Origin of the sequence: Streptomyces sp. NPDC102437, assembly GCF_044765565.1 — a bacterium.
Lineage (GTDB): Bacteria > Actinomycetota > Actinomycetes > Streptomycetales > Streptomycetaceae > Streptomyces.
This window is the reverse complement of sequence record NZ_JBIWKI010000004.1, coordinates 150,996-177,769: the sequence shown is the minus strand read 5'-3', so window position 1 is coordinate 177,769 and position 26,774 is coordinate 150,996. Positions and strand designations below refer to the sequence as shown.

Annotated in this window: 22 protein-coding genes; 18 read left to right on the top strand and 4 right to left on the bottom strand. The window is 71.3% G+C overall.

What is annotated here, in order from left to right:
* Positions 1 to 210 precede the first annotated feature (210 nt).
* The 5 genes from ACIRJP_RS07510 to ACIRJP_RS07490 all read left to right on the top strand — a co-directional run bounded on the left by ACIRJP_RS07510 (position 211) and on the right by ACIRJP_RS07490 (position 5,646).
* Positions 211 to 1,827, top strand: a complete 1,617-nt coding sequence (locus ACIRJP_RS07510) for a glycoside hydrolase family 20 protein (RefSeq protein ID WP_404169401.1) — start codon at positions 211 to 213, stop codon at positions 1,825 to 1,827.
* A gap of 224 nt (positions 1,828 to 2,051) precedes the next feature.
* Positions 2,052 to 2,792 (top strand): DUF4328 domain-containing protein, encoded by a 741-nt coding sequence (locus ACIRJP_RS07505; RefSeq protein WP_404169398.1) that lies wholly within the window; start codon positions 2,052 to 2,054, stop codon positions 2,790 to 2,792.
* A gap of 115 nt (positions 2,793 to 2,907) precedes the next feature.
* On the top strand, positions 2,908 to 3,477 hold the full coding sequence (locus ACIRJP_RS07500; RefSeq protein ID WP_404169395.1) for a hypothetical protein: 570 nt from the start codon (positions 2,908 to 2,910) through the stop codon (positions 3,475 to 3,477).
* A 301-nt stretch (positions 3,478 to 3,778) separates the two neighbouring features.
* The gene (locus tag ACIRJP_RS07495) at positions 3,779 to 4,531 is read left to right on the top strand and encodes an RNA polymerase sigma factor (protein ID WP_404169392.1); all 753 of its coding nucleotides are present in this window, start codon (positions 3,779 to 3,781) and stop codon (positions 4,529 to 4,531) included.
* Positions 4,531 to 5,646 carry a hypothetical protein gene (locus tag ACIRJP_RS07490; RefSeq protein ID WP_404169389.1) on the top strand — a complete coding sequence of 372 codons (1,116 nt, stop codon included), beginning with the start codon at positions 4,531 to 4,533 and terminating at the stop codon, positions 5,644 to 5,646. Before ACIRJP_RS07495 ends, ACIRJP_RS07490 begins: the two co-directional genes overlap by 1 nt.
* 213 nt (positions 5,647 to 5,859) lie before the next feature.
* On the opposite strand, the gene ACIRJP_RS07485 is transcribed toward ACIRJP_RS07490, so the two are convergent.
* Positions 5,860 to 6,480, bottom strand: coding sequence for a peptidoglycan-binding protein (locus ACIRJP_RS07485; RefSeq protein ID WP_404169386.1), 621 nt, complete (start codon positions 6,478 to 6,480; stop codon positions 5,860 to 5,862).
* Between ACIRJP_RS07485 and ACIRJP_RS07480 the strand changes: the two genes are divergently transcribed.
* The 7 genes from ACIRJP_RS07480 to ACIRJP_RS07450 all read left to right on the top strand — a co-directional run bounded on the left by ACIRJP_RS07480 (position 6,479) and on the right by ACIRJP_RS07450 (position 14,544).
* Positions 6,479 to 6,682, top strand: a complete 204-nt coding sequence (locus ACIRJP_RS07480) for a hypothetical protein (protein WP_404169383.1) — start codon at positions 6,479 to 6,481, stop codon at positions 6,680 to 6,682. The two genes, ACIRJP_RS07485 and ACIRJP_RS07480, sit on opposite strands and share 2 nt — an antisense overlap.
* Positions 6,683 to 7,013: 331 nt before the next feature.
* Positions 7,014 to 8,594, top strand: coding sequence for a methylmalonyl-CoA mutase (locus tag ACIRJP_RS07475; RefSeq protein ID WP_404169380.1), 1,581 nt, complete (start codon positions 7,014 to 7,016; stop codon positions 8,592 to 8,594).
* 91 nt (positions 8,595 to 8,685) lie between these two features.
* Positions 8,686 to 9,297 carry a Uma2 family endonuclease gene (locus ACIRJP_RS07470; RefSeq protein ID WP_404169377.1) on the top strand — a complete coding sequence of 204 codons (612 nt, stop codon included), beginning with the start codon at positions 8,686 to 8,688 and terminating at the stop codon, positions 9,295 to 9,297.
* Positions 9,298 to 9,358: 61 nt separating this feature from the next.
* Entirely contained in the window at positions 9,359 to 10,024 is a 666-nt protein-coding gene (gene leuE / locus ACIRJP_RS07465; RefSeq protein WP_351255829.1) for a leucine efflux protein LeuE, read from the top strand.
* A gap of 195 nt (positions 10,025 to 10,219) precedes the next feature.
* The gene (locus tag ACIRJP_RS07460) at positions 10,220 to 10,438 is read left to right on the top strand and encodes a TetR/AcrR family transcriptional regulator C-terminal domain-containing protein (protein ID WP_404169374.1); all 219 of its coding nucleotides are present in this window, start codon (positions 10,220 to 10,222) and stop codon (positions 10,436 to 10,438) included.
* A gap of 207 nt (positions 10,439 to 10,645) precedes the next feature.
* On the top strand, positions 10,646 to 12,163 hold the full coding sequence (locus ACIRJP_RS07455; RefSeq protein WP_404169371.1) for a hypothetical protein: 1,518 nt from the start codon (positions 10,646 to 10,648) through the stop codon (positions 12,161 to 12,163).
* The gene (locus ACIRJP_RS07450; RefSeq protein ID WP_404169368.1) at positions 12,160 to 14,544 is read left to right on the top strand and encodes a glycosyltransferase; all 2,385 of its coding nucleotides are present in this window, start codon (positions 12,160 to 12,162) and stop codon (positions 14,542 to 14,544) included. The genes ACIRJP_RS07455 and ACIRJP_RS07450 overlap by 4 nt, the downstream gene beginning before the upstream one ends.
* Positions 14,545 to 14,696: 152 nt before the next feature.
* Here ACIRJP_RS07450 and ACIRJP_RS07445 read toward each other — a convergent pair whose 3' ends face one another.
* Both ACIRJP_RS07445 and ACIRJP_RS07440 read right to left on the bottom strand, forming a co-directional pair.
* The gene (locus ACIRJP_RS07445) at positions 14,697 to 16,097 is read right to left on the bottom strand and encodes a polysialyltransferase family glycosyltransferase (protein ID WP_404169365.1); all 1,401 of its coding nucleotides are present in this window, start codon (positions 16,095 to 16,097) and stop codon (positions 14,697 to 14,699) included.
* Positions 16,094 to 17,083 carry a glycosyltransferase family 2 protein gene (locus ACIRJP_RS07440; RefSeq protein ID WP_404169362.1) on the bottom strand — a complete coding sequence of 330 codons (990 nt, stop codon included), beginning with the start codon at positions 17,081 to 17,083 and terminating at the stop codon, positions 16,094 to 16,096. The genes ACIRJP_RS07445 and ACIRJP_RS07440 overlap by 4 nt, the downstream gene beginning before the upstream one ends.
* A gap of 209 nt (positions 17,084 to 17,292) precedes the next feature.
* Here ACIRJP_RS07440 and ACIRJP_RS07435 point away from each other — a divergent pair, with 209 nt between their 5' ends.
* The 4 genes from ACIRJP_RS07435 to ACIRJP_RS07420 are packed head-to-tail and all read left to right on the top strand — an operon-like array spanning position 17,293 to position 21,942.
* Positions 17,293 to 18,642, top strand: a complete 1,350-nt coding sequence (locus tag ACIRJP_RS07435) for a DUF6716 putative glycosyltransferase (protein ID WP_404169359.1) — start codon at positions 17,293 to 17,295, stop codon at positions 18,640 to 18,642.
* Positions 18,643 to 18,662: 20 nt separating this feature from the next.
* The gene (locus ACIRJP_RS07430; protein ID WP_404169356.1) at positions 18,663 to 19,895 is read left to right on the top strand and encodes a cytidylyltransferase domain-containing protein; all 1,233 of its coding nucleotides are present in this window, start codon (positions 18,663 to 18,665) and stop codon (positions 19,893 to 19,895) included.
* A 44-nt stretch (positions 19,896 to 19,939) separates the two neighbouring features.
* The gene (locus ACIRJP_RS07425) at positions 19,940 to 20,875 is read left to right on the top strand and encodes an N-acetylneuraminate synthase family protein (protein WP_404169353.1); all 936 of its coding nucleotides are present in this window, start codon (positions 19,940 to 19,942) and stop codon (positions 20,873 to 20,875) included.
* 11 nt (positions 20,876 to 20,886) lie between these two features.
* Positions 20,887 to 21,942, top strand: a complete 1,056-nt coding sequence (locus tag ACIRJP_RS07420) for a hypothetical protein (RefSeq protein ID WP_404169350.1) — start codon at positions 20,887 to 20,889, stop codon at positions 21,940 to 21,942.
* Between the two features lie 298 nt (positions 21,943 to 22,240).
* Here ACIRJP_RS07420 and ACIRJP_RS07415 read toward each other — a convergent pair whose 3' ends face one another.
* A complete protein-coding gene (locus ACIRJP_RS07415; protein ID WP_404169347.1) occupies positions 22,241 to 23,731 on the bottom strand; it encodes a N,N-dimethylformamidase beta subunit family domain-containing protein in 1,491 nt (496 codons plus the stop codon).
* Between the two features lie 600 nt (positions 23,732 to 24,331).
* Here ACIRJP_RS07415 and ACIRJP_RS07410 point away from each other — a divergent pair.
* Together ACIRJP_RS07410 and ACIRJP_RS07405 are read left to right on the top strand one after the other, a co-directional pair.
* Positions 24,332 to 25,558 carry an amidohydrolase gene (locus ACIRJP_RS07410; protein WP_404169718.1) on the top strand — a complete coding sequence of 409 codons (1,227 nt, stop codon included), beginning with the start codon at positions 24,332 to 24,334 and terminating at the stop codon, positions 25,556 to 25,558.
* Between the two features lie 138 nt (positions 25,559 to 25,696).
* A complete protein-coding gene (locus tag ACIRJP_RS07405; protein ID WP_404169344.1) occupies positions 25,697 to 26,737 on the top strand; it encodes a BMP family protein in 1,041 nt (346 codons plus the stop codon).
* Positions 26,738 to 26,774 lie beyond the last annotated feature (37 nt).

The following is a 26,774-nucleotide window of genomic DNA, read 5'->3' as shown; positions in this document are numbered from 1 at the left end:
GGGGGATGAAACCAGGCAGATGCGGGGGTGAAAGGAGAGACGAATGTGCCTCAAAGCTAGCGAGGCGGGGCAACGGACGTCCGACAGATGCGCGAACTTCACCCGGACGGGAAAGTTTCGGACTGTCTGACGCGCCGTATTCCAAGGAGAATGCCCGGCTGTCTCCCTGCTTCTACCTCGTTGTCCGTAAATATCGGAGGTTTCTGACAGATGTCGCCCTCACGTGGCGCTCTCGTGGCCGGTGCGGTCCTCACCGCGGCGGCCGCCGCGACGATCGCCGTCGTCGTCTGGCCGGAAGGCTCCGACAACGGACTCGCCGGACAGTCCTCGAACGCCCGCACCCCCGCGTCCTCCCCGGCCGCCACGCCGACCCCTTCGCCCACCCGGAGCTACCCTCTCTCCACCGCCCCGCGCACCATCCCCGCGGTACGCGAGCACATCGCGGCCCGGGGGCCCGGCTGGCGCCCCGGCCCGGACACCGGGGTCGTCATCGCCCGCGGCAGCGGGACGCTCGTCGACGAGGGACAGCTGCTCGCCCAGGAGCTGAAGATCCGTTACCGGGGCGACGTCCCGGCCCGCGCGGGCGACGTGGAGCTGGCCCTGGTCCCGGGCAAGGGCGCCCCCGAGTCGTACACCCTCGGTGTCCACGACGGACGCGTCACCATCAGCGGGCCCGACCAGGCCGGGGTCTTCTACGGGACCCGCACCCTGAAGCAGTCGGTGCGCGCCGACGGCGCGATGCCGGAGGGCGAGGTGCGCGACCGCCCCGACCGGCCGCAGCGCGGACTCAACCTCGACATCGCACGCAAGTACTACACCCCGGCCTGGATCGAGGACCGGCTGCGGGAGATGGCCGACCTCAAGCTCAATCAGCTCGGCCTGCACTTCTCCGACGACCAGGCCTTCCGCATCGAGTCCCGCACCCACCCCGAGGTGGTGTCGCCGCAGCACCTGACCCAGGCGGAAGTGCGGCGGATCGTCGATCTCGCGGCCCGGCTGCACATCGAGGTCGTCCCGGAGATCGACTCCCCGGGCCATCTCGGCGCGGTGCTGCGGGCCCACCCCGACCTCCAGCTGCGCAATGTGGCGGGGACGCGCTCGCCCGGATCGCTCGACATCTCCGACCCGCGCTCGGCCGAGCTCGTCGACCAGCTCCTCGGCGAGTTCACCGAGCTGTTTCACGGCGCGTACTGGCACCTGGGCGCCGACGAGTACCTCGCCCTGATGGCGCGGGACCCGGCCGCCTCGTACCCGCAGCTGCAACGCGCCGCCCAGCAGAAGTACGGGGCGGGGGCGAGCATCAAGGACCTCGCCACCGGCTGGCTGAACGACCGCGCGGCGGTGGTGCGCCCGCACGGCAAGCGGCCCAAGGCGTGGAACGACGGCTTCTTCCGCGACGGGACCGTGCACGCCGACAAGGACATCGAGGTCGAGTACTGGACGGGCAAGGAGTACGGCGCCCGGCTGCCGGAGGAGTACCTGCGCGAGGGCCGGCGCGTGGTGAACCTCAACGACGAGTACCTCTATTACGTGCTCGGCCAGCCCAACCAGTTCGTCTACCCGACGGGCGAGCGGATCTACGAGCAGTGGACCCCGCTCGTCCTGCGCGGCACCCGGCCGGTACCGGCGCGCTACTCCGGTCAGATCCTCGGCGGCCGGTTCGCGGTCTGGGGCGACCTCCCGCAGGCACAGACCCCGGCGCAGGTGGCGCAGGGCATCCGGATGCCGTTGCGCGCGACCGCCCAGAAGCTGTGGGTCCCGGGCGAACCCGCGCTGAGCTGGGAACAGTTCCGGGCACTGGCCGCACGGATCGACAGGGCGGACTGAGCGCGATCGCCGTGTCCGGCAGGGCGGGATTCCTCGTGGACAGCCAGGTGGCGGGGGGCTAGGTTCCGCATGCCGCGCGTTCCGGGGAGGAACGCGCGGATTCGCGCTTTCGCGCTCAGAACCTTGGGGGGTTCCACTTCATGCTGTGCTCCACCTGCCGTCTCAGACCGCCGGTCACCGACGACGGACGCTGTCTGTCCTGTGCCGGTCCGGCACCTGCCCCGATGCCGCACCCCCCGGCCTTCTTCGCGCCGCAGCAGTACCTGCGTTCGCCCGAGGGGCTCGCGAAGGCCGTCGTCGTACTGCTGGCGGTCGTCGCGGCGGCGGATCTGCTCGCCGTGGCGGCGGGCCTGAACAGCCGCCGTGTGATCGCGGCCGGTCTGGAGAACGACTTCGCGACGTACGACGAGGCGGAGGCGACGCTCGCGGACAATCTGTACGGGGCGGCGGGCGTGCTGCAGAGCCTCGTGAGCCTGGCCACCGCGGTCGTCTTCATCATCTGGTTCCGGCGGGTACGGCTCAACGCCGAGGTGTTCGACCCGAGCACGCAGCCGATGCGCCCGGGCTGGGCCGTCGGCGCCTGGTTCGTCCCTATCGCCAACCTGGTGCTGCCGCGCCGGATCGCGGGCGGCGTCTGGACCGCGAGCGCCCAGACGAACACCGACGGCAGCTGGCGCACGGTCCCGGCCACCGTGATGAACCTGTGGTGGGGGTTCTGGATCATCTCGCTGGCCGGCTCCCAGTACGCGTCCCGGCGGTACTGGGCGGCCGAGCAGCCGCAGGAGATCCTGGACTCGGCGGGCCTGTTGATGGCCACCGACGCCTTCGACATCGTGGCCGCGGTGTTCGCCGCCCTCTTCGTCCGCAAGCTGACCCGGATGCAGGGGGAGCGGGCGGCGCTCGGGGTGTATCCGCTGGGCGTCCCAGGTACGCCGGGGCGCGCCGACTGGGGGCGCGCCCACTGAGGGATGCAATTCGGCCCCCGCAGTGACGGTTTTGAGCCATTCGGCGCTGAACGCGGTAACAGGAAGCGCCTCGTCCCCATGCGCGCGCACGGGGGCGTGCCGACGGGAGACGCCGATGAGCCTGCTGGAACTGATCGCCGCCGCCGACGAGCGAGGGCTCGCGGCGAGCGCGGTCGCCTGCCTCGACCGCTGCCTGCCGCAGCCCGTGGACGGAGCGGACCCGGATCCGCTCCGTCCGCTCTGGGCGGGGTGCGCGGACGCGGCGGTCTGGCCGGACCGCCTCGCCGAGGCCCGTACGGCACTGGACGCCGCGGCCGACGAGGCGGGTGCCGCCCCGCGGATCCGGAAGCTCCTGGGCGAGGCGCCCGCTGACCGGGCCGCGCCGGAACTGCGGGACTGGGCCGACGCGTGCTCCCTGCTGGCCCTGGAGGTCCACCTCGATCCGGACGCGGCGCCGGGCACCACCGCTCGGACGGTGCGGCGCCTCGGCGAGGACGATCCGGACGCGGCGGGCCCGTTGCCGGCCGGCGAGCTGCGCCGGCAGACCCGGATCCTGGAGCTGCTGGCCGAGGCCGCTGACGCCTCGTCGGCGGGCGCCGGGCTGCGCCAGGTGCTGGAGGTGTCCGCGGAGGGACAGCGGGTGCTGCGCGCGGCGGTCTCGCGGCGGGCCCGGGGGCGGTGCTGAAAGGCGCCCGGTCTGCCGGGAAGCCGAGAGGCGCCCGGTGCCGGGGAGAACGAGGACGACCGGGGCCGCCACCCCCCACAGGAGAGGCCCCGGTCGTCTTCCGCGGGGCCGTAGGACGACCCCGTACTCCTCTCAGCGCCGTCGCTGCGTTTTCTGTCACACCGCACGTCGTCCGAGGAACGTTGCGGGTTGTACAAGTCATGGACGCGACCCCCGCCGAAGACGTAGCGTGCTGAGTCGCGCAGGGTGGCGCGGCAGTGATGACCAGCTGCGATTCGGGACAGCAGGGCAGGTTGAGGGAGTGCTGGGGGACGACGCGGAGCTCACTGCCGCGGTACTCGCGGCGCAGGACGGGGACGAGGACGCCTTCCGTACTGTGTACCGCGCTGTGCAGCCGCGGCTGCTGGGCTACATAAGGACACTGGTCGGGGAGCCGGACGCCGAGGACGTGGCGTCCGAGTCCTGGTTGCAGATTGCGCGCGACCTCGACCGGTTCAGCGGCGACGCCGACCGCTTCCGCGGCTGGGCGGCGCGAATAGCCCGAAACCGGGCGCTGGACCATCTGCGGATGCGTGGCAGACGCCCCGCGATCGGCGGCGACGAGTCGGAGCTGTCCGAGCGGCCGGCCGAGTCCGACACCGCCGACGAGGCGATGGAGGCCCTGGCCACCGGCCGCACGATGTCGCTCATCGCCCAGCTGCCGCAGGACCAGGCCGAGGCCGTGGTGCTGCGGGTGGTCGTGGGCCTGGACGCGAAGGGCGCCGCGCAGACGCTGGGCAAGCGCCCGGGGGCGGTACGCACCGCCGCGCACCGGGGCCTGAAGCGGCTGGCCGAGCTGTTGCGCACGGACGGCGACGACGACGGCGACGACCGGGGCGGCGCCGTCGACGGTGCCCCCGAAGGAGATCCGGCGGACCCGTCCGCCCCGCACCGGAGCACAGCTGCCCGGACGGCGGAACTCGACGCGGTGCCCGCCCAGCGCCCCGCCCGCAACGGTCCGGCGGCGCCGGCCGGTGTGACGCATTCGCGTCCGTGGACGCAGAAGGACATGTGATGGCCGACGAGCGGTACGAATGGCTTGACAAGGACGCCGCGGAGAGACTGCTCCGCGGCGAGCCGGTCGATCCCGTCGGCGGTCGGTCGTGCACGGACGCCGAGAGGCTCGTGGCCGCGCTGGACGCCGCCCGCGCCACCCGCCCGGCCACCGGTGAACTGCCCGGCGAGGCCGCGGCGCTCACCGCCTTCCGCACCGCCTCCCGCTCCGCGCGGGCGAAGACGCGGGCGGACGCGCGGCTCAAGGGCGCCGCGGACGGCCGTCCGGCCGGTGCCGAGGTGCTCGACCCGGTCCGTATCGAGGCCGCCGTCGGCGGCTCCGTCCCGCGCGCCACCGCGTCCGCGGTCTCCGGACGTACCCGCCCCTCGCGCTGGAGCAGGCCCGTCCGCTACGGCCTGGTCGCCTCCCTCGCCGGCTGTGCGCTCGGCGGGGTGGCCGTGGCGGCCGGAACCGGAATGCTCCCCGGACCGTTCGGCGGGCACCCCCTGCCGGCCTCCTCCGTCTCGGCCGAGGCGACGCCCGAGGAGCTCGGCTCCGGGATCACCACGGACGAGACAGCCCAGCCGCCGCCGTCCGCCTCCCCGGGAACGGGCACCTCCTCGTCGCCCACGGACCCCTCGGCCCCGCCCGGTGGCCAGGACCGCGGCAGTTCCGGCCGGGCGACGGAGCCTGGCGACACCGACAAGCAAAAGCCCGGCGACGACGCGACCGGCTCCCCGGGCGGCACCCGGAACGGCGAGCGGCCCGAGACCCCCGGGAGCAACAGCTCCGCCGACTGGTACGCCAAGGCGCTCCAGGCCTGCCGCGACTACCGCGACGGCAACCTGAGCGAGAAACGCAGACGCAGGCTGGAGGCGCTGGCCAACGGTGCCGAGAACCTGGACCGGTTCTGCGACCGCGTGATCGAGCGGTCCGAGAACGGCCAGGACAACCAGGGCGGCGACAACGGCGACGAGCAGAACGACGAGGGCTCGAACGGGAGCCACGCCTCCGACTCCGCCGCCGGCACCGCCCCGTCGGCCCGGTTCGCCAGCGGTGTGCGGCTCCCTTCGACCCCGGTCTCCCTGACGCCTTCGGCCCGTACCTCCGGCGTGCGCGCCGGTTCACAGGGCTGAGCGAGGCCGCCCGCGACAGGCTTTTTTCGGCCTGTCATCAGCAGGTGTGACGTTTTTCGAGGCCGCGGCGCAGTACAGAGTGAGCCGACTGGTCATCGGCAGCGCACAGAGCCGGGGTTCCCCCCGTACCTACGGCTCAGCGCACATGGCGCGGGCGGGACACGTTCCCCCGGTCCCGTCCGCGCCCCTTCTCCTTCTCCGGCCGGACCGGCGCTACCCGTAGACCACGACCTTGTCGCCGTTCTCCACCTGGGCGAAGAGCGAGGCGATCTTCCCCTCGTCCCGGACGTTGACGCAGCCGTGCGAGGCGCCGTTGTAGCCGCGGGCCGCGAAGTCCGCCGAGTAGTGCACCGCCTGGCCGCCGCTGAAGAACATCGCGTACGGCATGGCCGTGTGATAGATCGACGACACGTGGTGGCGGGACTTCCAGTAGACGGAGAAGGTGCCCTCGCGCGTCGGCGTGTACTGGGAGCCGAAGCGGACGTCCATCGACGACATGACTTGGCCGTCGATCATCCAAGACAGGGTCCGGCTGTTCTTGCTGATGCAGAGCACCCGGCCGGTCATGCAGCGCTTGTCCGGCTTGGCGACCTGCCGGGTGGTCGGCGGATTCAGCTCGGCGGCCGTCGGCTCGTGCGTCATGCCGAGCAGCTTCTGCCAGGTGAGGGTGTCCGCCCTGCCCGTACGGGTCAGGCCCCGCTTGCCCTGGAAGGACTGGACCGCGGCGACCGTGACGGTGCCGTAGTAGCCGGTGGGGCTGCGGTCGAAGTGGCCGATCTGCCGCAGCCGGGCCTGCAGTTCCCGTACCTGCTTGCCTTCGGAACCGCTCGCCATGAGCGTCGTGCCCTGCGGGTCGGGCTTCGGCGTGGGCGACGCCGTGGCCGTCGGCGGCGCTGTGGACGGCGAGGCGGTGGGCGAGGACACCGGCGTGGCGGGCTTGTCGTCGTCGGTGGCCGTGGTCCGCGGTGACGTCGAGGCCGCCGGTGCGCTGCCGGTGGCCTGCCCTTGCAGCCGGCCGTCGCGGTGGCGACGGTGAGGACGGCGAGCACCGCCGCCGCCCCCGCCCGGCCCCGTTTCGCGTTCCGTTTCGCGTTCCGTGAGGTGCTCCTGGTGGTGCTGCCTGTCATCTCGGCCCCCTGTGTGTCCGGCGCGTCCGGTGTCCCATGGGACGGATTCCCGCTCTGCCCGGTTGCCAAAGCCCGCGCATGATGGGGAAGAGTGGCGACGAGGATTGTGGGCAGGGGCTGTGAGCAAGGTCCCAGCCCCTGCCCCTCCAACGGTCTCGCGCCCACCGCTACAGTCCGTCGCGAGAATCGTGGTTACCAGCAAGTAGCTTTACTGAGCGGCTTCAGCGGGAGGCACAGCAGATGACGCGCGAGTCGGAGTCGGGACTGCCCATCGAACCGGTCTACGGGCCGGACGCACTCGACGGCTGGGACCCCGCCGAGAAATTGGGGGAGCCGGGCGCCTACCCCTTCACGCGCGGCGTCTACCCCACGATGTACACCGGCCGGCCGTGGACGATGCGCCAGTACGCGGGGTTCGGCACGGCCACGGAATCCAACGCCCGCTACAAGCAGCTGATCGCCAACGGGACGACGGGCCTGTCCGTCGCCTTCGACCTGCCCACCCAGATGGGCCACGACTCGGACGCGGCGATCGCGTCCGGCGAGGTCGGCAAGGTCGGGGTCGCGATCGACTCGATCGACGACATGCGGGTCCTGTTCGACGGGATCCCGCTGGACCGGGTCTCCACGTCCATGACGATCAACGCGCCGGCCGCGCTGCTCCTGCTGCTCTACCAGCTGGTCGGCGAGGAGCAGGGCGTCCCGGCGGAGGAGCTCACCGGCACCATCCAGAACGATGTCCTCAAGGAGTACATCGCGCGCGGCACGTACATTTTCCCGCCCGGCCCCTCGTTGCGGCTGATCGCCGACATCTTCAAGTACTGCCGGGCCGAGATCCCGAAGTGGAACACCATCTCGATCTCCGGCTACCACATGGCCGAGGCCGGGGCCTCGCCCGCGCAGGAGATCGCCTTCACCCTCGCCGACGGCATCGAGTACGTACGTACCGCCGTCGCGGCCGGCATGGACGTCGACGACTTCGCGCCCCGCCTCTCCTTCTTCTTCGTCGCCCGCACCACGATCCTCGAAGAGGTCGCCAAGTTCCGCGCCGCCCGCCGGATCTGGGCCAGGGTGATGAGGGAGGAGTTCGGCGCCGAGAACCCCAAGTCGCTGATGCTGCGCTTCCACACCCAGACCGCGGGCGTCCAGCTCACCGCCCAGCAGCCCGAGGTCAATCTGGTCCGCGTCGCCGTCCAGGGCCTGGCCGCGGTCCTCGGCGGAACCCAGTCGCTGCACACCAACTCCTTCGACGAGGCGATCGCCCTGCCCACCGACAAGTCCGCCCGGCTGGCCCTGCGCACCCAGCAGGTCCTGGCGTACGAGACGGACGTCACCGCGACGGTCGACCCGTTCGCCGGGTCGTACGTCGTGGAGTCGATGACCGATGCCGTCGAAGCTGCGGCCGCGGCCCTGATGGCCAAGGTCGAGGACATGGGCGGCGCGGTCAGCGCGATCGAGCGCGGCTTCCAGAAGAGCGAGATCGAGCGCTCCGCGTACCGCATCGCCCTGGAGACCGACAGCGCGGAGCGCGTGGTGGTCGGGGTGAACCGCTTCCAGCTCGACGAGGAGGAGCCGTACGAGCCGCTCCGCGTCGACCCCGCGATCGAGGCCGAGCAGGCGGCCCGCCTGGCGGAGCTGCGCTCCGGGCGCGACCAGGACGCGGTGGACACCGCGCTGGCCCGGCTGCGGAAGGCGGCCGAGGGCACGGACAACGTCCTGTACCCGATGAAGGACGCGCTCAGGGCACGGGCGACGGTGGGCGAGGTGTGCGACGCGCTGCGCGAGGTGTGGGGGAGGTATGTGCCGTCGGACGCGTTCTGAGGGGGGGCGGCTACCCGTGCGGGTGATCTCTCGCTGAATGTCCGCGATCCTGGTTAAGCTCATGAACAGTGGTCCCCGAAAGGAGGATGCCGTGGCCGTAATACAGCACGAGGAGCAGGTGCACGTGCAGGAACAGCCGGAGCTGACGCTCGGCGAGGCAGCCGACCAGCTCGCACGCTCGCTGCCTGGGCATCGCGTGGAGATTCTCCAGGGGAGGCTCACTGTGACACCACCAGCGGACGGAACGCACGCTCTGGCCCTGTCTTGGCTGAGTGAGGAGTTCGGCGCGCGGGCGCGCAAGGCTGGGCTCAGACTCGTCCAGGGCGTTGGGCTGTGGCTGCCCACCGGCCCCGACGACTACGCGATTCCCGACCTGTCGGTCGTCGAGGCGGACTTCCGGGACCATCACGCCATGAAGAACTGCTACGCCGCCCACGTCTTCCGCATGGTCGTGGAGGTGACCTCGACCAACTGGGCGGACGACCTCGGCACCAAGGTCGAGGACTACGCCCAGGCGGGCATCCCGGTCTACGTCGTGGCCGACCGCAAGCACGACCAGGTGCTGCTCTGCACCGACCCCCGGGGCGGCGAGTACAAGAACAAGGCGCACCACAAGCGCGGGACCTCGTTCACCGTGCCGGACGTGGTCGGAGTCGAGATGAAGCTCTCCGTCGACCGCCTCCTCGACGGCGACGAGGACTGACCCCTCGCCTTCCCGAAACCCCGTGGACAGAGTGTCGTATCCGCGTGCGACACTCCGTTTCATGCTGGGTGTCACCGATCTTCCGACCTATCTCGCCGGCCTGGTGCTGATCGTCCTGCTGCCGGGACCGAATTCGCTGTACGTGCTCTCCGTCGCCGCCCGGCGCGGGGTGCGGACCGGGTATGTGGCGGCGGCCGGGGTGTGGACCGGGGACACCGTCCTGATGACGCTGTCCGCGCTCGGGGCCTCATCGCTGCTGCAGACGACGCCGGTGCTCTTCGCCGTCGTCAAGTACGCCGGTGCGGGCTATCTGACCTGGATGGCGATCGGCATGCTGCGGGCCGCGGTGACCATGTGGCGCGAGCGGCACCGGCGGATGGCCGAGCTGACCGAGGAGGACGCGGGGCCCGCGGCCGCGGCGGCGATGGAACGGCCGTACCGGCGGGCGCTGGTGGTCAGCCTCTTCAACCCGAAGGCGATCCTGTTCCTCATCTCGTTCTTCGTGCAGTTCGTCGACCCGCACTACGCCTACCCGGCGCTCTCCTTCCTGGTGCTGGGGACCCTGCTGCAGATCGCCAGCTTCCTCTATCTGTCGATGCTGATATTCGGCGGCACCCGGCTGTCCGCCGCGTTCCGCCGCCGCAAGCGGCTGTCGGCCGGGGCCACTTCGGCGGCCGGTCTGCTCTTCCTGGGTTTCGCGGCGAAGCTCTCGCTCAGCAGCGTGTGACGCCCTTGCTCGCCGGCCGCCAGAGGCGTACGGGCGGCGACCAGTGCGCGCACCCCGTCCGGTGATGTGTCGCCCTCCTCGAACCGGGCGGCCGGCTGGAAGTCCGCCGTGCCGGGCAGCGGGCAGAGCGTGAGGAAGCCCTGATCCCCGTGCGTGGCATGCCGGTTGAGCCGGTCCAGCGCGCCCTCGGCCACCTTGACGTCGGCGACCGGCATCGGCGCCGGGCCGACCTCCTCGCCGGTCAGGGACGAGCGGCGCGAGGGCTACGACGTCGACGAGCGGGCCGCACGCCTGGCCGCGTACCCGCTCGCCGCCGCGGCCGGTGCCGAGATCTTCGCCAACTACTACGAACGCTTCGAGGACGGGCTGCGGCTGATCGTCGCGGGCGTCGAGGTGCGGTACGGGGTGCGCTGAGAAGGCCCGTACCAGCACGGTCGGTGCGCAGTTTCCTGTACCGACAGGGTGAGTTCATCCGGTGGCCGTTCAGCTTTCTTAGCGTGACGCGGAACCGAACCCGCGCGCCGGGCATCCGCCCCCCGACGGGGCGGGGCCCCGGTGCTCTCCGGTGACCGCACGACCGCACACGCCCCCTCCCCCACGGGCACAGACGCTTGGAGCGCCATGAGAGAAGCCCGCACCCGTTGGCCACGGCAACGCGACGCGGACCCGCCCCAGAGCGCCGTCTCGCCGCTCGCCTCCGTCACCCCGACCGACGTGGACGTGTGCCTGCGGGCCTGTGCCGCGCACAGCACCAAGCTGGTGGCCGGGCTCGACCGGCGGCGTACGGCACTCGCCGAGGCGCTGCGCCACCTGCTGGCCGTGCACGCGGCGACACAGCCTGCGGCCGCCGCGGGCGCCGCGTCCTCGATTCCGCTGATGCGGCGGGGCGGCAAGGCGGGTGCGGGCTCCGCCCCGGCCCTCGCCGACGAGCTGCTCGACCCGCTGCTCGCGGTCGGCAACAAGGCGCTGGACTGCGGTTACGAGGACGAGCTGAAGCTCGCGGTGCTCATCGGCGACACCGTGCTGACCCAGCGCAAGGGCTCCCGGGCCGGCTGGCGGCTGCGGGCCAGGACGCTGGAGGCGATGGGTGCGGAGGCCGCGGCCATCGAGGCGTACGAGCGCTACCTCTCGTTCACCGAGGACGACGGATTCGGCGTCGCGGCCAAGGTCGTCGGGCTGCGGGCGGGCGCGCGGCTCCAGGACGAGCTGCTGCGGAGGCTGGAGCGCGACTGCCCCGCCGCCGCCGAGCACGCCGCCCGCCCCGTCACCGAGTCCTGGGCCGAGGGCCTGGCCCTCCAGGCGCGCGGCGACTGGCGCCGGGCCGAGCCCCTGCTGGTCGGCGCCCTGCTCGCCCAGGAACGCACCGGGGCCCCGGTGACCGAGATCCAGGAGGCCACCTCCCAGTACCTCGCACTGGCCATGGAGGCGGCCGGAACGGACCCCGCCGCCGTGGCCGGGCTCACCGGGATCGTCGCCCTCTACGCCGAACAGCGCCGCAGCCGGATGCGCGGCCCGGTCGCGGACCCCACCTTCGGCGGTGTCGAGTGGACCACGGTCGGCGAGTTCCGCAACCGGATCGCGGGCAAGTCGATCTGCCTGGTAGCCAACTCCCAGCGCGTCGGCAGCAGTTCGATGGGCGCCGAGATCGACGGCTACGACCTGGTCGTACGGTTCAACTCGTACCGGATCGACCCGGCGGCGACCGGCCGGCGCACCGACATCCACGCCACCATCCACAAGCACGGGTTCAACTGGGACCAGAAGGTGCACACCCGGCTGGTCTTCGGCGGGGTCCCCGGCGACTGGAAGCACTCCCTGCGCAACCGCCTCGTCCCGGGCGCCCAGCGGTACCTGGGCGACGAGTCGCTGCGCTGGCCACTGCGCGACATCGGGCGGGTCGGCGCCGACGTCTGGCCGGCCATCCCCACCACCGGCTTCAACATGCTGTGGCTCCTGGACCACCTGGACGTCAGCAGCCGGCTCGACCTGATCGGCTTCGACTTCTACGAGAGCGGCGCCTACCGGCTGCCCGGCGCGATGCGGATGCCCATCACCTCCGTGCACGAGTACACCAGCGAAAAGGCGTGGGTCATGGAACGCGCCCAGAGCGTCACCGACATGAGGATCCGACTGCGATGACGACGACGACCGCCACGCCCTCTTCCACCGCACCCCCGTCCGCCACCGCCCCGTCCGCGACGGCCCTCCCCGCCTCGCCCGCGCCCGCCAACCCGCTCACCGGCAAGCGCCGGGTCGCCTTCGCGAGCTTCGTCGACGAGAACTACCTGCCCGGCTTCCTCGCCCTGCTGCGCAGCCTGGCCCTGTCCAACCCGAACGTCTGCGAGGACTTCCTCGTCCTGCACGACGGACTGCGCCCCGCCTCCGTCGCACAGATCCGGGCCCTGCACCCGCGCGTCGACTTCCGCCGCGTCGACGCCGGGCACTACGACTCGTACGCCAAGGGCGACCAGGACAACTACCTGGTCCGCAAGGCCTACTTCATCCTCGACATCTTCCGGGTCCGCGACTACGACACCGTGATCACCCTGGACACCGACATGGTCGTCCTCGGCGATCTCGGTGAACTGCTCGAACTGCGCGACGGGCTGGCCGCCGTACCGCAGTTCTTCTACGGGCAGCACAAGCTCAACAGCGGACTGCTGGTGATCCAGCGCGAGTATCTGAGCGACGCGTTCTGCGCGCGGATCGACGAGGTCGGGCGGGCCGGTACGTACGAGCTCGACAAGCACGACCAGGGCATCCTCAACGCCGTGCTCGACGGCGAATTCGTCCAGCTCGACGCCCGCTACAACTTCGTCAAGCGGCGGCTCTCCGGCGACCTCCCGGTGCCCGACTCCACCGCGATCCTGCACTTCACCGGGCGGCACAAGCCCTGGCAGGGCGGCGAGGCCGGATACCGCGAGGCCGAGGACCGCTGGCACGAATTCGAGCTGTCCGACGCCGAGTTCCACGCCGCTTACCTGGCCCTGCCCGGTGCCAAGCACCACGATCTGCTGGTCCACTACGGCACCCCGCACGTGGCGCGCACCGGCTCCCCGGAGGACGCCCGCAAGGTCGCCGCCGCCCACATCGCGGCGGGCGAGTACCAGGAGGCGGCCGATCTGCTGGGCCGGGTCCGGATCCCCCTCGACGAGTCCTGGCCGCACGAGGTCCTCGGCCACGCCCTGATGAGCGTCTCCCGCTACGAGGAGGCCCGCGCCCGGCTGCTGCTCGCCACCGCCTCGCCCAACCGGGCCGCCACCGCCTTCGCCCGCCTCGCCCAGATCGCCTGGATCCACGGCGACGACGACGGGGCGGCCGGGTACGCGCTGAAGGGCCTCGCGGTCGACCCCACCCACCGCGCCAACCGGCTGATGCACAAACGCACCACCGACCTCACCCCGCCCGTGGAGGGCCCCGCCGCCGGCCAGCTCGCCCATGTCGCCTTCTACATGGAGCGCCAGGGCAACGCCGGGGACAAGCTGCTGCCGGAGAGCGTACGGCTGGCCTTCGGCCGGGACACCGGCCCGCGGCGGTGGCACTCGATCCATGCCCACCGGCTCTTCGACGAGGCCGCGCTGGAACGGGTCAACGAGCGCCGGGGCCTGGTCATCGGCGGTGGTGGCCTCTTCATCCCGGACACCGCGCCCAACGGCAACAGCGGCTGGCAGTGGAACGTCCCCGACGAACTGCTCGACCGGATCGACGTACCCGTCATGGTGTACGCGGTCGGCTTCAACGCCTTCGACGGACAGGCGTACGGGCACGGGCGGGAGAGGTTCCTCTCCAGCCTGCGAAAGCTCGTCGAACGGGCCTCGTTCTTCGGGCTGCGCAACCACGGCTCCATCGAGAAGGTCCGCGAACTGCTGCCCGCCTCGCTCCAGGACAAGGTGCGCTTCCAGCCGTGCCCGACCACGGTCACCAGGCAGCTGGTGGACGGCTGGACGGACCCGGAGCGGCGCGAGGACACCGTGCTCGTCAACGCCGCGTACGACCGTTCCGGGCTGCGCTTCGGGCACGACTACGGGCACTTTTTGGCCGAGATGGCGACCGCGGTGCGGGAGCTCGGCAAGCGGGCCGAGGTGCGGTGCGTCGCCCACTCGCTGGACGACGAGCGGATCGCCTTCGACCTGCGGCGCGAGCACGGCATCGCGCTGCCGGTGATCCCGATGTACGACTTCGACAACGACGCGATCCGGGACACCTACGCCCGGACCAGGCTGGTCATCGGGATGCGCGGGCACGCGGGGATGATCCCGTTCGGCTGCGGTACGCCGATCATCAGCCTGATCTCGCACCCGAAGATGGCGTACTTCCTCGCCGACATCGACCGCCCGGAGTGGGGCATCTCGGTCCACGACCGGCACCTCGGGGCCCGGCTCGCCGAGCGGGCCGCCGGACTGCTCGACGACCACGCGGCGAGCGTCGCCGATGTGCACGGCCGGCAACAGGAACTCTGGAAGGTCACCGAGGCCAACGCGGCGGACCTTCGGGTGATCCAGGGCGGCGTGCCGGTCTGAGGACGCCATGGGTACGGGGAAGGGGCGCCGAATCAGGCGTCCCGCCCCGTACCCGGTGCGGGGGGAAGGGCTCGGCGCCTTGCTCCGCCCCGTACCCGGTGCGGGGGGAGGGGCTCGGCGCCTCGCCTCGTCCCGCCCCGTACGCGCCCCGCCTACCGCCGCACCACCCGGCGCCGCACCGACCGCGCCACCCGGCGCACCACCGCGTTGCGCGGCAGGAACGCGAGCTGGGCCGGCACCGCCCCCGGCAGCGCCAGCGAGGTCAGCCGCTTCCGCTTGAAGTACCGCCAGGTGGAGGCGGACAGGTGGGCGGCCAGATACCGCTCGGCGGCCGGCCGCAGCCCCGGGTAGATCCTCGGCTGCATCGCGAAGCCGACCGCGGTGACCAGCCCGGTCAGGTCGGCCGAATCGACTGCCCCCGCGTCCACCGCCCCCGCGCCCGGTGCCGTCCCCGCCCGCTCGACGGCCGCCCGGTCCGTGACCTCCGGCAGCAGCGCGTCCACCAGCGTGACCGGGACGCGGTTGCTGTTCTCGTACGGGGCGAGCCGGTCCAGGAGCATCCCGGTGCCGACCCGGGCCACCGGCAGCCCGTACAACCGCGAAGCGGTGAACAGCGCCGTCGAGAAGCAGCCGACGACCAGGGCCGGCCGCATCCGCTGGTAGAGCACCTCGGCGAGGACCGGCGCGGTGAGCACCGCGTCGTCCAGCACCGTCAGTTCCGCGCCCAGCCTCTCCGCCTCCTCGCCCATCGCCCTCGACCACTGCGCCGGGGCCGTGGGATGCGGCTTGAAGACGATGCGGGTGTGGCCGAGCGTGACCGCGCCGCGCATCATCCGCAGATGCAGCTCCTCCTCCTCGGCCGCGCTGATCAGCCCGAGCGCCGACAGGTACTGGCCGAGCAGCAGCGCGGGCGCCTCCACGGCCGGAATCCCGTCCTGGGCCCCGGGCGCGTCCGCCAGCTCACCGAGCACCTTGAGGAACACCTCGTCAGGCACGATCTGTGGCGCCACCCCGAACTCCGTGAGCAGCAGCGGCTTCAGCCCCGGCACCAGATCGAGGTGGAGCAGCCGGCGCACCCGGGTACCGACCAGCGGGTCGATCTTGTTGCGGGTGGGGCCGTAACTCATCAGCCCGTCCGCGTACACATCGAGCGGCGCGCCGGTGAAGATCTGCGCGACGGCCATCGCGGGGTTGACCTGGATCGACTCGACCGCGAGCTCGATGTCGTCGTCGCCGAGCTCCCAGGCGAGGCGCAGATGGCGCTCCCACAGGGGTACGTCGTCGGGGCGCGGCGCCCAGCCGCCCGGGTGGAACGGGGCGATCGTCGTGTTCCACGACACCACGTCGTCGAACCGGCCGCGCAGCGCGTCGAAGCCGGGCATCGTGTCGAGGGAGGCCGTCGTCTCCGGCACGGCCGCGTTGTTCGAGACGAGCAGGATGCGGCGGTCCGCGTCCGGGAAGCAGCCCGCATCGAGCGCGGCGGCGAGCGTTGCGGCGCCGTAGAGCGTGGAGGCGAGGAAGATCTGCGTGGTGCGGGTCCGGGCGGTGTTCACGCGGCCGACACCTCCTTGGCGCCCGCGGCGGCCGGACGGCGGCGCAGCCGGCGCAGCACGGTGGCGCGCTGCGCGTCCATCGAGTCCAGGGCGTCGTCGAGCACCTGCTGCGGCATTCGCCTGAGCGCGGCCGCACTCATGGACTTCAGGGTGCGGGCCACGGCGGGTTCGAACCTTTCGATCGAGCTCATGTGGTGAAAAATGATTGCGCAATAGGTACGGACCGCTTTCGGCAGCAGCACCTGCGCGTCGCGGTCTTCCGAGGTTTCCCGAATGACCTGGTCGAACGAGCGAATGAAATCGAGCTGGCGTACGTCGCCGATCTGAGTGAGAGAAGAAGCGACACCGCGCCGGTAGAAAATTCCGAGTATCCCCAGCACCGCGAAGGAATCGGCCTCACGGTGCAGCCGCCAGATCCACGGTCGGTCCTCAGCGGTGCGCAGGCCGTCCGTGAAATGCAGCAGCCCGCGGTCCAGCAGTCGCCGGTGGTACAGCCCGGCCCAGGCGTACGGATAGTCCACCGAGGTGGACCGCTCGGCGGGCAGGATCGCGTCCCGCGGGTCCAGCACCTCGCCGCGCCTGCCGTGCGGGACGCGGTGCACCGTGCGGTTGCGGCCCTCGACCTGGACATGGTCGGTACGGACGAAGTCGCAGCCCAACAACTCGGTACGGCCGAGGAGTTCGGCGTAGTACCCGGGGGCGAGCCAGTCGTCGCCGTCCAGGAACGCGAGGTACTCGCCGCGCGCGGCGTCCAGGCCGGTGTTGCGGGCGGTGGCCAGTCCGCCGTTCTGCTTGTGTCTGCGTACGACCACCCCCGGAATCTCGTCCTCGGCGCGGCGCAGTACGTCCGCGGTCCCGTCGGTCGAACAGTCGTCGACGAGGATGAATTCGAAGTCCTCGCGGGCGTTCGCCCGCAGGCTTCTCAAGGTGTCGGGGGCGTATGTCTGCACGTTGTAGAACGGCACGATGACCGAGAGCTTAACCACCCGTCTCACGCTAGGCGTGAGCCCGTCATTTGCCTTGGCGCCGGGAGGGACGGCGGGTGAACGGCGAATGTCGGAATGATGAACCGGGTCGAATCATGAGTGATTGCGTCCCCTTTGTGGAGGCGATTCGCCAAGCGTCGGCGGGCTGTTAACCAGCTGTTGCCGTCACGTTGGGCCGCGAATCGAAATGCCTTCCTAAGTTCTGGGACGTGCCCCCACGTACCGAAAAGACGACCGCCCTCCGGGTAGCCGTACTCGCCGACTCCGACACCCGGTGGAAATGGGGCGCGCTCACCGCGCGCCGCCTCACCGCCGGTGCGTCCGGGACGTCGGCGCAGCGCGTCGAGATCAGCGGACTGCTGCTGCGCGGCCGGGCCACCCCGACCCCGCGCCAGCTCGCCGAGGTCGGCGACGTCGGTATCGAGGCCGGCCGGGTCCGCGAGGTGACAGCCGTCGAATTCCTGCACACCGTGCGGGACGAGGGGTACGACGTCGTCGTCCTCGCACTCGTCGGCGGAGCCGTCCAGGCGATGCTGCACGGACTCGCCGCACTGCGGCTGCCCGCCAGGCCCGTCGTCGTCACCGGCTATGTCGGCGTCGTCTACGAGAAGCTCGCCGACGGGCTGCTGCTGCGGCACGGCGCGGACATCGTCCTCGCCAACTCCCGTCACGACGCGGAGCGTTTCCGCGCGGTGTACGAGGGAGTGGGCGCCGACGCCTCGGCGGTCACCGAGGCCGCGCTGCCGTTCCTCGGCGGCGAGCCGCACCGCCCGCAGGAGGGCCGCGACACCGTCGTCTTCGCCGCCCAGCCCTCCGTGCCGGCCTCCCGCGACGACCGCATGTACCTGCTGCGCAGGCTCGTCGAGCACGCCAGGCTGCACCCGGACCGCGAGGTGCTGCTGAAGCTGCGCTCCAAGCCCGGCGAGCACACCACGCACATCGAGGAGCTCCCGTACCAGCGGCTCGCCGAGAAGCTGCCCGGCGGACTGCCGCCCAACTTCCGTCTGGTGTACGGGCACATGGGCGAGGTCCTGGACCGCACCGATCTGCTGGTCACGGTCTCCTCGACCGCCGCGCTGGAGTCCCTGCACCGGCGGGTCCCGACCGCGGTCCTCACCGACCTCGGCGTCCGCGAGGCGCTGGGCAACCACCACTTCATCGGCTCCGGCCTGCTCACCTCCTGGGACCACCTGGACGGCGGCTTCCGCCCGGAGCCCGATCCGCGGTGGCTGGCGGGCCAGGGCGTCGCCGCCGACGGCATGTACGCCACCGCCTACGACCACGCTCGCGACCGCGTCGACGCGCTGCTCGCCGCGGCCCGGCTGCCCGACCTCGCCCCGTACTACACACCCGCCACGGCCCCCGGTTACCTCCCCGGCATCCTCGCCCGCCACCACCTCGCCCCCGACGGCCATCCGCTCCCGGGCGCCGAACGGCCCCGCGAGACCGGCGGAGTGCGCGGCGCGGTCCGCGAGGCGGTCCGGGAGGCGGCGCGCGGCGCGTACCGGCAGGGCGTCCAGCGGGTCGCCCCGGTGATCCGACGGATGGGCGAGCTGTGAACACCACTTCAGGAGCAGAGATGACCCCGACCCCCACCGTGCTCGCCGTGATCCCCGCCCGCGGCGGATCCAAGGGCGTACCGGCCAAGAACCTCGCCCAGGTCGGCGGCGTACCGCTGATCGCCCGCGCCGTGCGCGCCTGCCTGGCCTCCCGCGAGGTCACCGACGTCGTCGTGACGACCGACGACGCGGCCATCGCGGACGCGGCCCGCGCCGCCGGCGACACGCTCGGCGCCCCCGAACGGCTGCACATCGTCCAGCGCCCCGCGGCCATCGCCGGCGACAGATCCAGCAGCGAGGACGCGGTGCTGCACGCCCTGGACGCCTACGAGGCGATGCGCGAGCGGGCCGCCGACGTGGTGCTGCTGGTCCAGTGCACCAGCCCCTTCGTGCTGCGGGAGGACATCGACGGGGTCGCCGCCGCGGTCGCCCGTGACGGCGCCGACACGGCGGTCACCGTCGCCCCCTTCCACGGCTTCCTCTGGCGCGACGGCAGTGCGATCGAGGAGGACAACTACGGCGTCAACCATGACAAGTCCGTACGCCAGATGCGCCAGGACCGCCCCGAGGACCTCCTCGAAACGGGCACCGCGTACGCCATGGACGTTGCGGGCTTCCGTACCCACCGCCACCGCTTCTTCGGCCGCACCGCCCTGGTGCGCACCGACGCCGCACGGGTCCTGGAGGTCGACGACCCGCACGACCTGGCCCGCGCCCGCGCCCTCGCGCCGCTGCTCGACCCCGCGCCGCTGCCCACCCTCGACGACATCGACGCGGTCGTCCTCGACTTCGACGGCACGCAGACCGACGACCGGGTCCTCATCGACGCCGACGGACGCGAGATCGTCGCCGTCCACCGCGGCGACGGCCTGGGCATCGCCGCCCTGCGCAAGGCCGGACTGCCGCTGCTGATCCTCTCCAGCGAGCAGAACCCGGTCGTCGCCGCCCGCGCCCACAAGCTGCGCATCCCGGTACTGCACGGCATCGACCGCAAGGACCGGGCGCTCAAGCAGTGGTGCGACGAACAGTCCATCGCTCCCGAACGTGTCCTCTACGTCGGCAACGACGTCAACGACCTGCCGTGCTTCGCACTCGCCGGCTGGCCCGTCGCCGTCGCCAGTGCCCACGACTCGGTACGGGCGGCCGCACGCGCCGTCACGACCACCCCCGGCGGCTTCGGCGCCATCCGCGAGATCGCGGCCTGGCTGCTCGGCCCCACCCTCACGACTCCCACCGCCCAGTCCCCCAAGTAACCCCCGGGTCCCCCAAACCCGTTCTAGCTAAGGAAACACACCTCATGAACACCTCCCGTCTGCGCACCCTCGGCACCCGCACCGCCGGCCCCGGCAACCCCGTCTACGTCACCGGCGAGATCGGCATCAATCACAACGGCGACCTCGACAACGCCCTGGCTCTGATCGACGTGGCCGCCGAAGCCGGCTGCGACGCCGTCAAGTTCCAGAAGCGCACGCCGGAGATCTGCACCCCGCGCGACCAGTGGGACATCGAGCGCGACACCCCCTGGGGCCGGATGACGTACATCGACTACCGCCACCGCGTCGAGTTCGGCGAGGCCGAGTACCTGGCCATCTCCGAGCACTGCGCCAAGCGCGGCATCGACTGGTTCGCCTCCCCGTGGGACACCGAGGCCGTCGCCTTCCTGGAGAAGTTCGACGTCCCCGCCCACAAGGTCGCCTCGGCCTCCCTCACCGACGACGAGCTGCTGCGCGCCCTGCGCGCCACCGGCCGCACGGTCATCCTCTCCACCGGCATGTCGACCCCGCGCCAGATCCGCCACGCGGTCGAGGTCCTCGGTTCGGACAACATCCTGCTCTGCCACGCCACTTCGACGTATCCGGCCAAGGCCGAGGAGCTGAACCTCCGGGTCATCAACACCCTCCAGCAGGAGTACCCCAACGTCCCGATCGGCTACAGCGGCCACGAGACCGGCCTCCAGACCACGCTGGCCGCCGTCGCGCTCGGCGCCGCGTTCGTCGAGCGCCACATCACCCTGGACCGCGCCATGTGGGGCTCCGACCAGGCCGCCTCCGTCGAGCCGCAGGGCCTGACCCGCCTGGTCCGCGACATCCGCACCATCGAGGCCTCGCTCGGCGACGGCGTCAAGAAGGTGTACGAGTCCGAGCTCGGCCCGATGAAGAAGCTTCGCCGGGTCGCGGGCGTCGTCGCCCAGAGCGCCGAGGCGGCCCCGGCCGCCGAGCCGGTCGCGGTCTGACAGGCCGACCGGTGAACCTCGCCTTCGTCGAGAGCCCGGTCCAGCTCCTGAACGTCCTGGAGTGGGCCTACGCAGAGGGAGGCGGCGACCGGGTCCTCACGGACATCACCGTCGTCGTCCTCCCCCCGGTCGACCCGATGTCGCGCGGTCAGCTGCGCCGGATGGCGGAGCTGGCCCGCGACGAGGGCATCAACGTCCGCTGGCAGGAGGCGCGCGGCGGCGCGGGCGCGCCCCTCAAGAGCCTGCGCGACCTGTCCGGACTCGTCCGCAGGGCGCAGCACATCGTCATCGGCGACCCGTTCTCCCGGTACGTACAACTCCTGCTCACCATGGTGCGGGCCCGCCGCCTCACCGTGGTCGACGACGGCACGGCCACCATGGAGTTCGTCGCCCAACTGGCGTGCGGCGAACGCCTGGTGCGCTGGCATCGCAAGGGCAGCTCGGGCCCACGCGAACTGGTCCTGGCCCCGGTCACGGCCCGCGCCCGCAGCCGCTTCACCCCGTCCGCCACCCGCACGGTCGAGGTCTTCACGGCCATGCCGGTCGAGGCTCCGCCCGGCGTGAGGGTCACCCGCAACGCCTTCGCCTGGACCCGCGCCCGCTTCGGCCCGCCGCTGCTCACCAAGGGCGCCGACCTGGTCGGGACCTCGCTGGTCGAGACGGGCGTGGTCGACCGGGACCAGTACCTGGAGGCCGTCGCGGCCCTGGCCCGCACCCACGGCGCGACCCGCTACTTCGCCCACCGCCGCGAGTCCACCGAGAAGCTCCACGCACTGGAGGCCGCCACCGGCCTGGAGATCGTCCGCCCCGACCTCCCCCTGGAACTCATCGCCCGCCGCGGCCCCATCGGCCGCACGGTCCTCAGCTTCCCCTCCACGGTCGTCCACACCCTCCCCCTGGCCCTGGCCGGAACCGAGGTGAAGGTCGCGGTCTGCGACATCGCCCCGGAATGGCTCCGCGAAACGGCATCCCCCCGCGCTCAGGGCTTCCTGAGGGGCGTCACCGAAACCGCCCGCGACGTCCAGCGCCTGGCCCCCTGGCGGGCGACCGCGGTGACGGAGGCTTAGGAACCGCGGGAGACGGGGGTGGGGTGCCGCGGCAACGTGACACCGGCACCACGAACTGCCACGTCCGTGCACCACCGTGCTGCCTCGGGGGCCAGGTGCCGGGGCGGCACGAGGTGGATCCGGGTGAGGCAACGGGACGGTGCCCGGCGTCTGCCCCGCAAGGCGGGGACAACGGGAAAGCAGCGGTTCTCCGCCGACCTCGCCAGTGGGTTCGGGCCGGTGTGCCGTTCGGCCGTCCGGCATGTTCGGCCGGTGCCGGGTTCCAGCGCGGCCGGCGGGCCCGGACGGTTCGAACGTGTCAGGTGCCCCGGCGGTCCAGCATGCGGTTCAGGAGGTTCCGGGTGGCCCGCTGCACCCGGGGGTCGAGGTGCTGGGGGTCGCCGAGGGCCAGTGGCCAGTGGAACGTCCCGGCGGCGAAGACGAGCGTGCCCCGGACGTTCTCGCACAGGCTGGTGTTCTGGACGGTGCGGCCGTTGCCCATGCGGTCGATGTACGGGGACGCGGAGAGCAACGTCTGCTCGGTGTCCGCGGGCCGGGGCATGGACGGGTCGAAGCCGTCGGCCTCGACGGCGACCAGGTCCGGGATCTCGTCGCCGTCCCGCAGGCCGGTGCCCGACCAGAACCAGTGGTCGCTCCGGCGGACCACCAAGGGCACCGGCTTGTCGACGATGCCGTTGTACTGGACGCCGAGCAGCCCCTGCTCCGCCTTCAGGTGCTTCGTGCCGAGCTGACGCCACCGCACGGTGGGGCCGGTTGCGTCCGGCTCGGGGTCCGGGGTCTCCTTGTAACAGGTGACCGTGCGGCCCGGACGGCCGTCGGCGGAGCCCTCGACACGTATGTGGAAGTAGACGTTGTTCGAGGCGAGAAAGGCGAGATGGGTGCCGGCGGCGACGGCACGCTCCGCGCACTCGCGCATGTTCCGGGACCAGTACTCGTCATGCCCGGAGAACATCATGACGCGGTAATTCGACGGATCGATCCGCCCTTCGTGCAGGTCCAGGCTGCTGGCGTACGTGATGTCGTAGCCCGCGCTCTCCGCCCACCACGCGGCACTGGTGTCCAGGTCGAACCAACGAGGCAGGCCCGATCGGGGATAGGGCCGGTCGAAGGAGACCTTGAAGGCGCGGTCGTCGATTCCGCCCCACTTCCCGTCGGCGTGCCCCCGGTACAGGTTCTTTCCGACGTACCCGTCGAACGGCCAGAAATTGTAGGCCTGGTAAGTGGTGAAGGGCACCACCATCAGGATGTCGGAGCGGCGCGCGGTGTCACGTACGACGAAGGGCGTGTGGCTGCGGTAGCCGTCCGCGGACGTGAACACGGCCAGGAACAACCCCGACACCCACGCCTCGGGGACGTCCAGCGTCCACGTGACCGGCCAGTCGCAGGCGATGAGTCCGGTGCCGGCGACCGCGGCGGGCTTGTCCCGGGGCTGTACGGGTATCCGGTCACTCGTCACCAGGTGCCGGGCGCCCGACCCGCTGTAGTGGCCGATGCGGTAGATCGCCACCGTGCACTCCTGGGCGAGGTGCGACGACAGATGGAAGTCGATCGACTCACCGCGACCCACCGACGTCTTGGAGGCGTAGCCCTGGATCTGGACCAGCTCGTCCATCACGCCCTTCGTGCCACCCCGGCCCACGGACCACTCCCGCGAGCCGGCCGCGCGGTTCTCCTGTGCCACGAGGGTGTTCCCGGTGTGCGCGGCCGAGCCGGAATCGCCCAGCAGCCGGTACCCGGTGATCGCGGTGGCGCCGATCCCGAATGCTCCCAGAGCTGTACGGCGAGACATCTTCGACACGGGACACCCCAAGGCCTGGACGCCAGGCCTCTTGCCTTGCGCGTCATGGACATACGTGAGCGGCGACGCGCGAGTCCTCTCGGCGTGCCCGATGACGATCACTCACCCTGCTCAATGTGAACGTCCGGGGTGCGAGATGCGAAGAAAGGGTGTTGGGTTCCATTTCGTGATTCATGACCTGCTGGATGGCGTGAATGGGGCGCTCTGTGGCCAGAAGGGACCCGCGTGCAGGGACTGTTGGGGGTGAGTCCCCATGCTGGGCAGGGCTGCTCGGCGCGGTGGCGGCGGCGGTGGTGCGGGCGGTGACCGGCCTTCGGGCAGGGTTCCTCGCGGCAGCCGGGCCGGGCGACGGAACCTGATGCCGACCTGTGCGGCCGGAGTGGCCGGAGTGGTCGGAGCGGTCGGAGCGGTCGGAGTGGTCGGAGCGGTCGGAGCGGTCGGTCATGGCACAAAAAGGGGCGAGTTTACCCGCCCCGCCGTCAGCTCACACGCCACGGCGCAGTCATTTATTCGTCTATGTGGCTGAACTTTTCTTGTTTCATGGTCAGTTGAAGGGGGAAGGGCCTTACCCTTCACCAGGTGAACCAGTTGATGTCCCGCGATTCCGATGCCCAGCCGTCCGGTGACGAGGCACTGCCCGGCGCCCTGCCCGAGGACCTGCGTGCCGAGCTCATCGCCTTCCGGCGAGACCTGCACATGCATCCCGAGCTGGGCAACCAGGAGTTCCGCACCACCGCGGCCATCAAGGCCCGGCTGGAGAAGGCGGGGCTGGAACCCCGGGTGCTCGACACGGGGACGGGGCTCATCTGCGACGTGGGGAACAGGGAGGGTGAGCGGCGCCCGATGCTCGCCCTGCGCGCCGACATCGACGCCCTGCCCATCCCGGACACCAAGACCGGCGTCCCGTACCGCTCCACCGTCCCCGACCGGGCGCACGCGTGCGGGCACGACATCCACACCACCTCGGTCCTCGGCGCCGGGCTGGTGCTCGCCGAGCTCGACCGGCGGGGGCTGCTCCCGAATCCCGTACGGCTGATCTTCCAGCCGGCCGAGGAGGTGCTGCCCGGAGGGGCGTCCGACACGATCCTGTCCGGGGCGCTGGAGGGCGTCGGGCGGATCATCGGGGTGCACTGCGACCCGAAGGTGGACGTGGGGCGGATCGGGCTGCGGGTCGGGGCGATCACCTCTGCCTGCGACCGGCTGGAGGTGTCGCTCGACGGTCCGGGCGGCCACACCGCCCGCCCGCACCTGACCACCGACCTGGTCACCGCCGCCGCCAAGGTCGCCACCGAGGTGCCCGCGCTGCTGGCCCGCCGGATCGACGCGCGGGCCGGGCTCGCCGTCACCTGGGGGCGGCTGGAGGCCGGTCACGCCTGCAACGTGATCCCGCAGCACGCCGAACTGTCGGGCACTGTCCGCTGCCTGGAGCTGGCCGCCTGGCGGGATGCCCCCGACCTGGTGCACGCCGCCATCGACGAGGTGGCCGGGATGCACGGCGCCAAGACGGTGATCAACTACGTCCGGGGTGTCCCGCCCGTCGTGAACGATGCCGCCGTGATCGATCTGCTCGCCACGGCGATGACCGCGCGCCGCGGATCGTATGCGATCGAGGACACCGAACAGAGCCTGGGCGGCGAGGACTTCTCCTGGTACCTGGAACACGTCCCCGGCGCCATGGCCCGGCTCGGGGTCCGCACGCCCGGCGACACTGCCCGGCTCGACCTGCATCGGGGTGATTTCGACGCGGATGAGGAGGCGATCACGGTCGCCGTGGAGCTGTTCACTGCCTCCGCGTTGCTCGACCGCAACCATCCGTAACCGGAGACGTCACCACTGGTTCGCGACGATCCGATAACGGCTTCCGTACAGGGCTTTATCTGACATCTACGCGCGTTACGATCGCCGCGAAACCAGCGCCGGAAGAGGCGCTTCGGTCAGGTTTGAAGGAGCCTTCCCTTGCGCCGGGTATCCAAGATCACCGCTGCGTGTACCGTCACTGCGGCCCTCGCGTTCACCGCCACCGCGTGCGGTGAGTCCTCCACCGAGAGCTCCGGCTCCGACAAGGGCAAGATGAAGATCGGCATGGCCTACGACGTGGGCGGCCGTGGTGACAACTCGTTCAACGACTCCGCCGCGCGTGGTCTGGACAAGGCCAAGTCCGAGTTCGGTGCCGAGACCAAGGAGCTCACCGCCAAGACCGGTGAGACCCCCGCCGACCGTGAGCAGCGCCTGGAGTCGCTCGCCGAGGGCGGCTACAACCCGGTCGTCGCGGTCGGCTTCGCGTACAAGGACGCGGTCGACAAGATCGCCGCCAAGTACCCGAAGGTGAACTTCGGCCTGGTCGACTCGGTCGCCACCGCGAAGAACGTCGACAGCATCGTCTTCACCGAGGAGCAGGGCTCCTACCTCGCCGGTGTCGCCGCCGCGCTGAAGTCGAAGGACGGCCAGGTCGGCTTCATCGGCGGTGTGGACCTTCCGCTGATCAAGAAGTTCGCCGCGGGCTTCCAGCAGGGCGTCATGGAGACGAACCCGAAGGCCAAGGTGCAGATCCAGTACCTGTCCACCGGTTCGGACCTGTCCGGCTTCGGCAGCCCCGACAAGGGCTCGTACGCCGCCAAGGGCATGCTCGACAAGGGCGCCGACGTCATCTTCGCCGCCGCGGGCGGCTCGGGTGCCGGCTCGATCGAGGCCGTCGCGGGCAAGAAGGGCGCCTGGTCCATCGGCGTCGACTCCGACCAGGCCCTCGACCCGTCGCTGTCGAAGTACAAGGACACGATCATGACCTCGGTCGTGAAGAACGTCGACGGCGGTGTCTACGACCTGGTCAAGTCCGTCAAGGACGGCAAGCCGCTGACCGGCACCCAGACGTACACCCTGGCCAAGGACGGCGTCAGCCTGACCACCACGGGTGACCACATCAAGGACATCCAGGCCAAGCTCGACGAGGCGAAGAAGAAGATCGCCGACGGCACCATCAAGGTCAAGACCACGACCTGATCCACCGTCGATCGGGGCCCGGGTGAGCCGCTTCGGC

Excerpts from the sequence above, each read along its gene's own strand:
- ACIRJP_RS07510 (WP_404169401.1), top strand. The coding sequence starts at position 211 with ATGTCGCCCTCACGTGGCGCTCTCGTGGCCGGTGCGGTCCTCACCGCG.
- ACIRJP_RS07505 (WP_404169398.1), top strand. The coding sequence starts at position 2,052 with ATGCCGCACCCCCCGGCCTTCTTCGCGCCGCAGCAGTACCTGCGTTCG.
- ACIRJP_RS07500 (WP_404169395.1), top strand. The coding sequence starts at position 2,908 with ATGAGCCTGCTGGAACTGATCGCCGCCGCCGACGAGCGAGGGCTCGCG.
- ACIRJP_RS07490 (WP_404169389.1), top strand. The coding sequence starts at position 4,531 with ATGGCCGACGAGCGGTACGAATGGCTTGACAAGGACGCCGCGGAGAGA.
- ACIRJP_RS07480 (WP_404169383.1), top strand. The coding sequence starts at position 6,479 with ATGAGCGTCGTGCCCTGCGGGTCGGGCTTCGGCGTGGGCGACGCCGTG.
- ACIRJP_RS07485 (WP_404169386.1), bottom strand. The coding sequence starts at position 6,480 with ATGGCGAGCGGTTCCGAAGGCAAGCAGGTACGGGAACTGCAGGCCCGG.
- ACIRJP_RS07475 (WP_404169380.1), top strand. The coding sequence starts at position 7,014 with ATGACGCGCGAGTCGGAGTCGGGACTGCCCATCGAACCGGTCTACGGG.
- leuE (WP_351255829.1), top strand. The coding sequence starts at position 9,359 with ATGCTGGGTGTCACCGATCTTCCGACCTATCTCGCCGGCCTGGTGCTG.
- ACIRJP_RS07455 (WP_404169371.1), top strand. The coding sequence starts at position 10,646 with ATGAGAGAAGCCCGCACCCGTTGGCCACGGCAACGCGACGCGGACCCG.
- ACIRJP_RS07450 (WP_404169368.1), top strand. The coding sequence starts at position 12,160 with ATGACGACGACGACCGCCACGCCCTCTTCCACCGCACCCCCGTCCGCC.
- ACIRJP_RS07430 (WP_404169356.1), top strand. The coding sequence starts at position 18,663 with ATGACCCCGACCCCCACCGTGCTCGCCGTGATCCCCGCCCGCGGCGGA.
- ACIRJP_RS07425 (WP_404169353.1), top strand. The coding sequence starts at position 19,940 with ATGAACACCTCCCGTCTGCGCACCCTCGGCACCCGCACCGCCGGCCCC.
- ACIRJP_RS07415 (WP_404169347.1), bottom strand. The coding sequence starts at position 23,731 with ATGTCTCGCCGTACAGCTCTGGGAGCATTCGGGATCGGCGCCACCGCG.
- ACIRJP_RS07410 (WP_404169718.1), top strand. The coding sequence starts at position 24,332 with ATGTCCCGCGATTCCGATGCCCAGCCGTCCGGTGACGAGGCACTGCCC.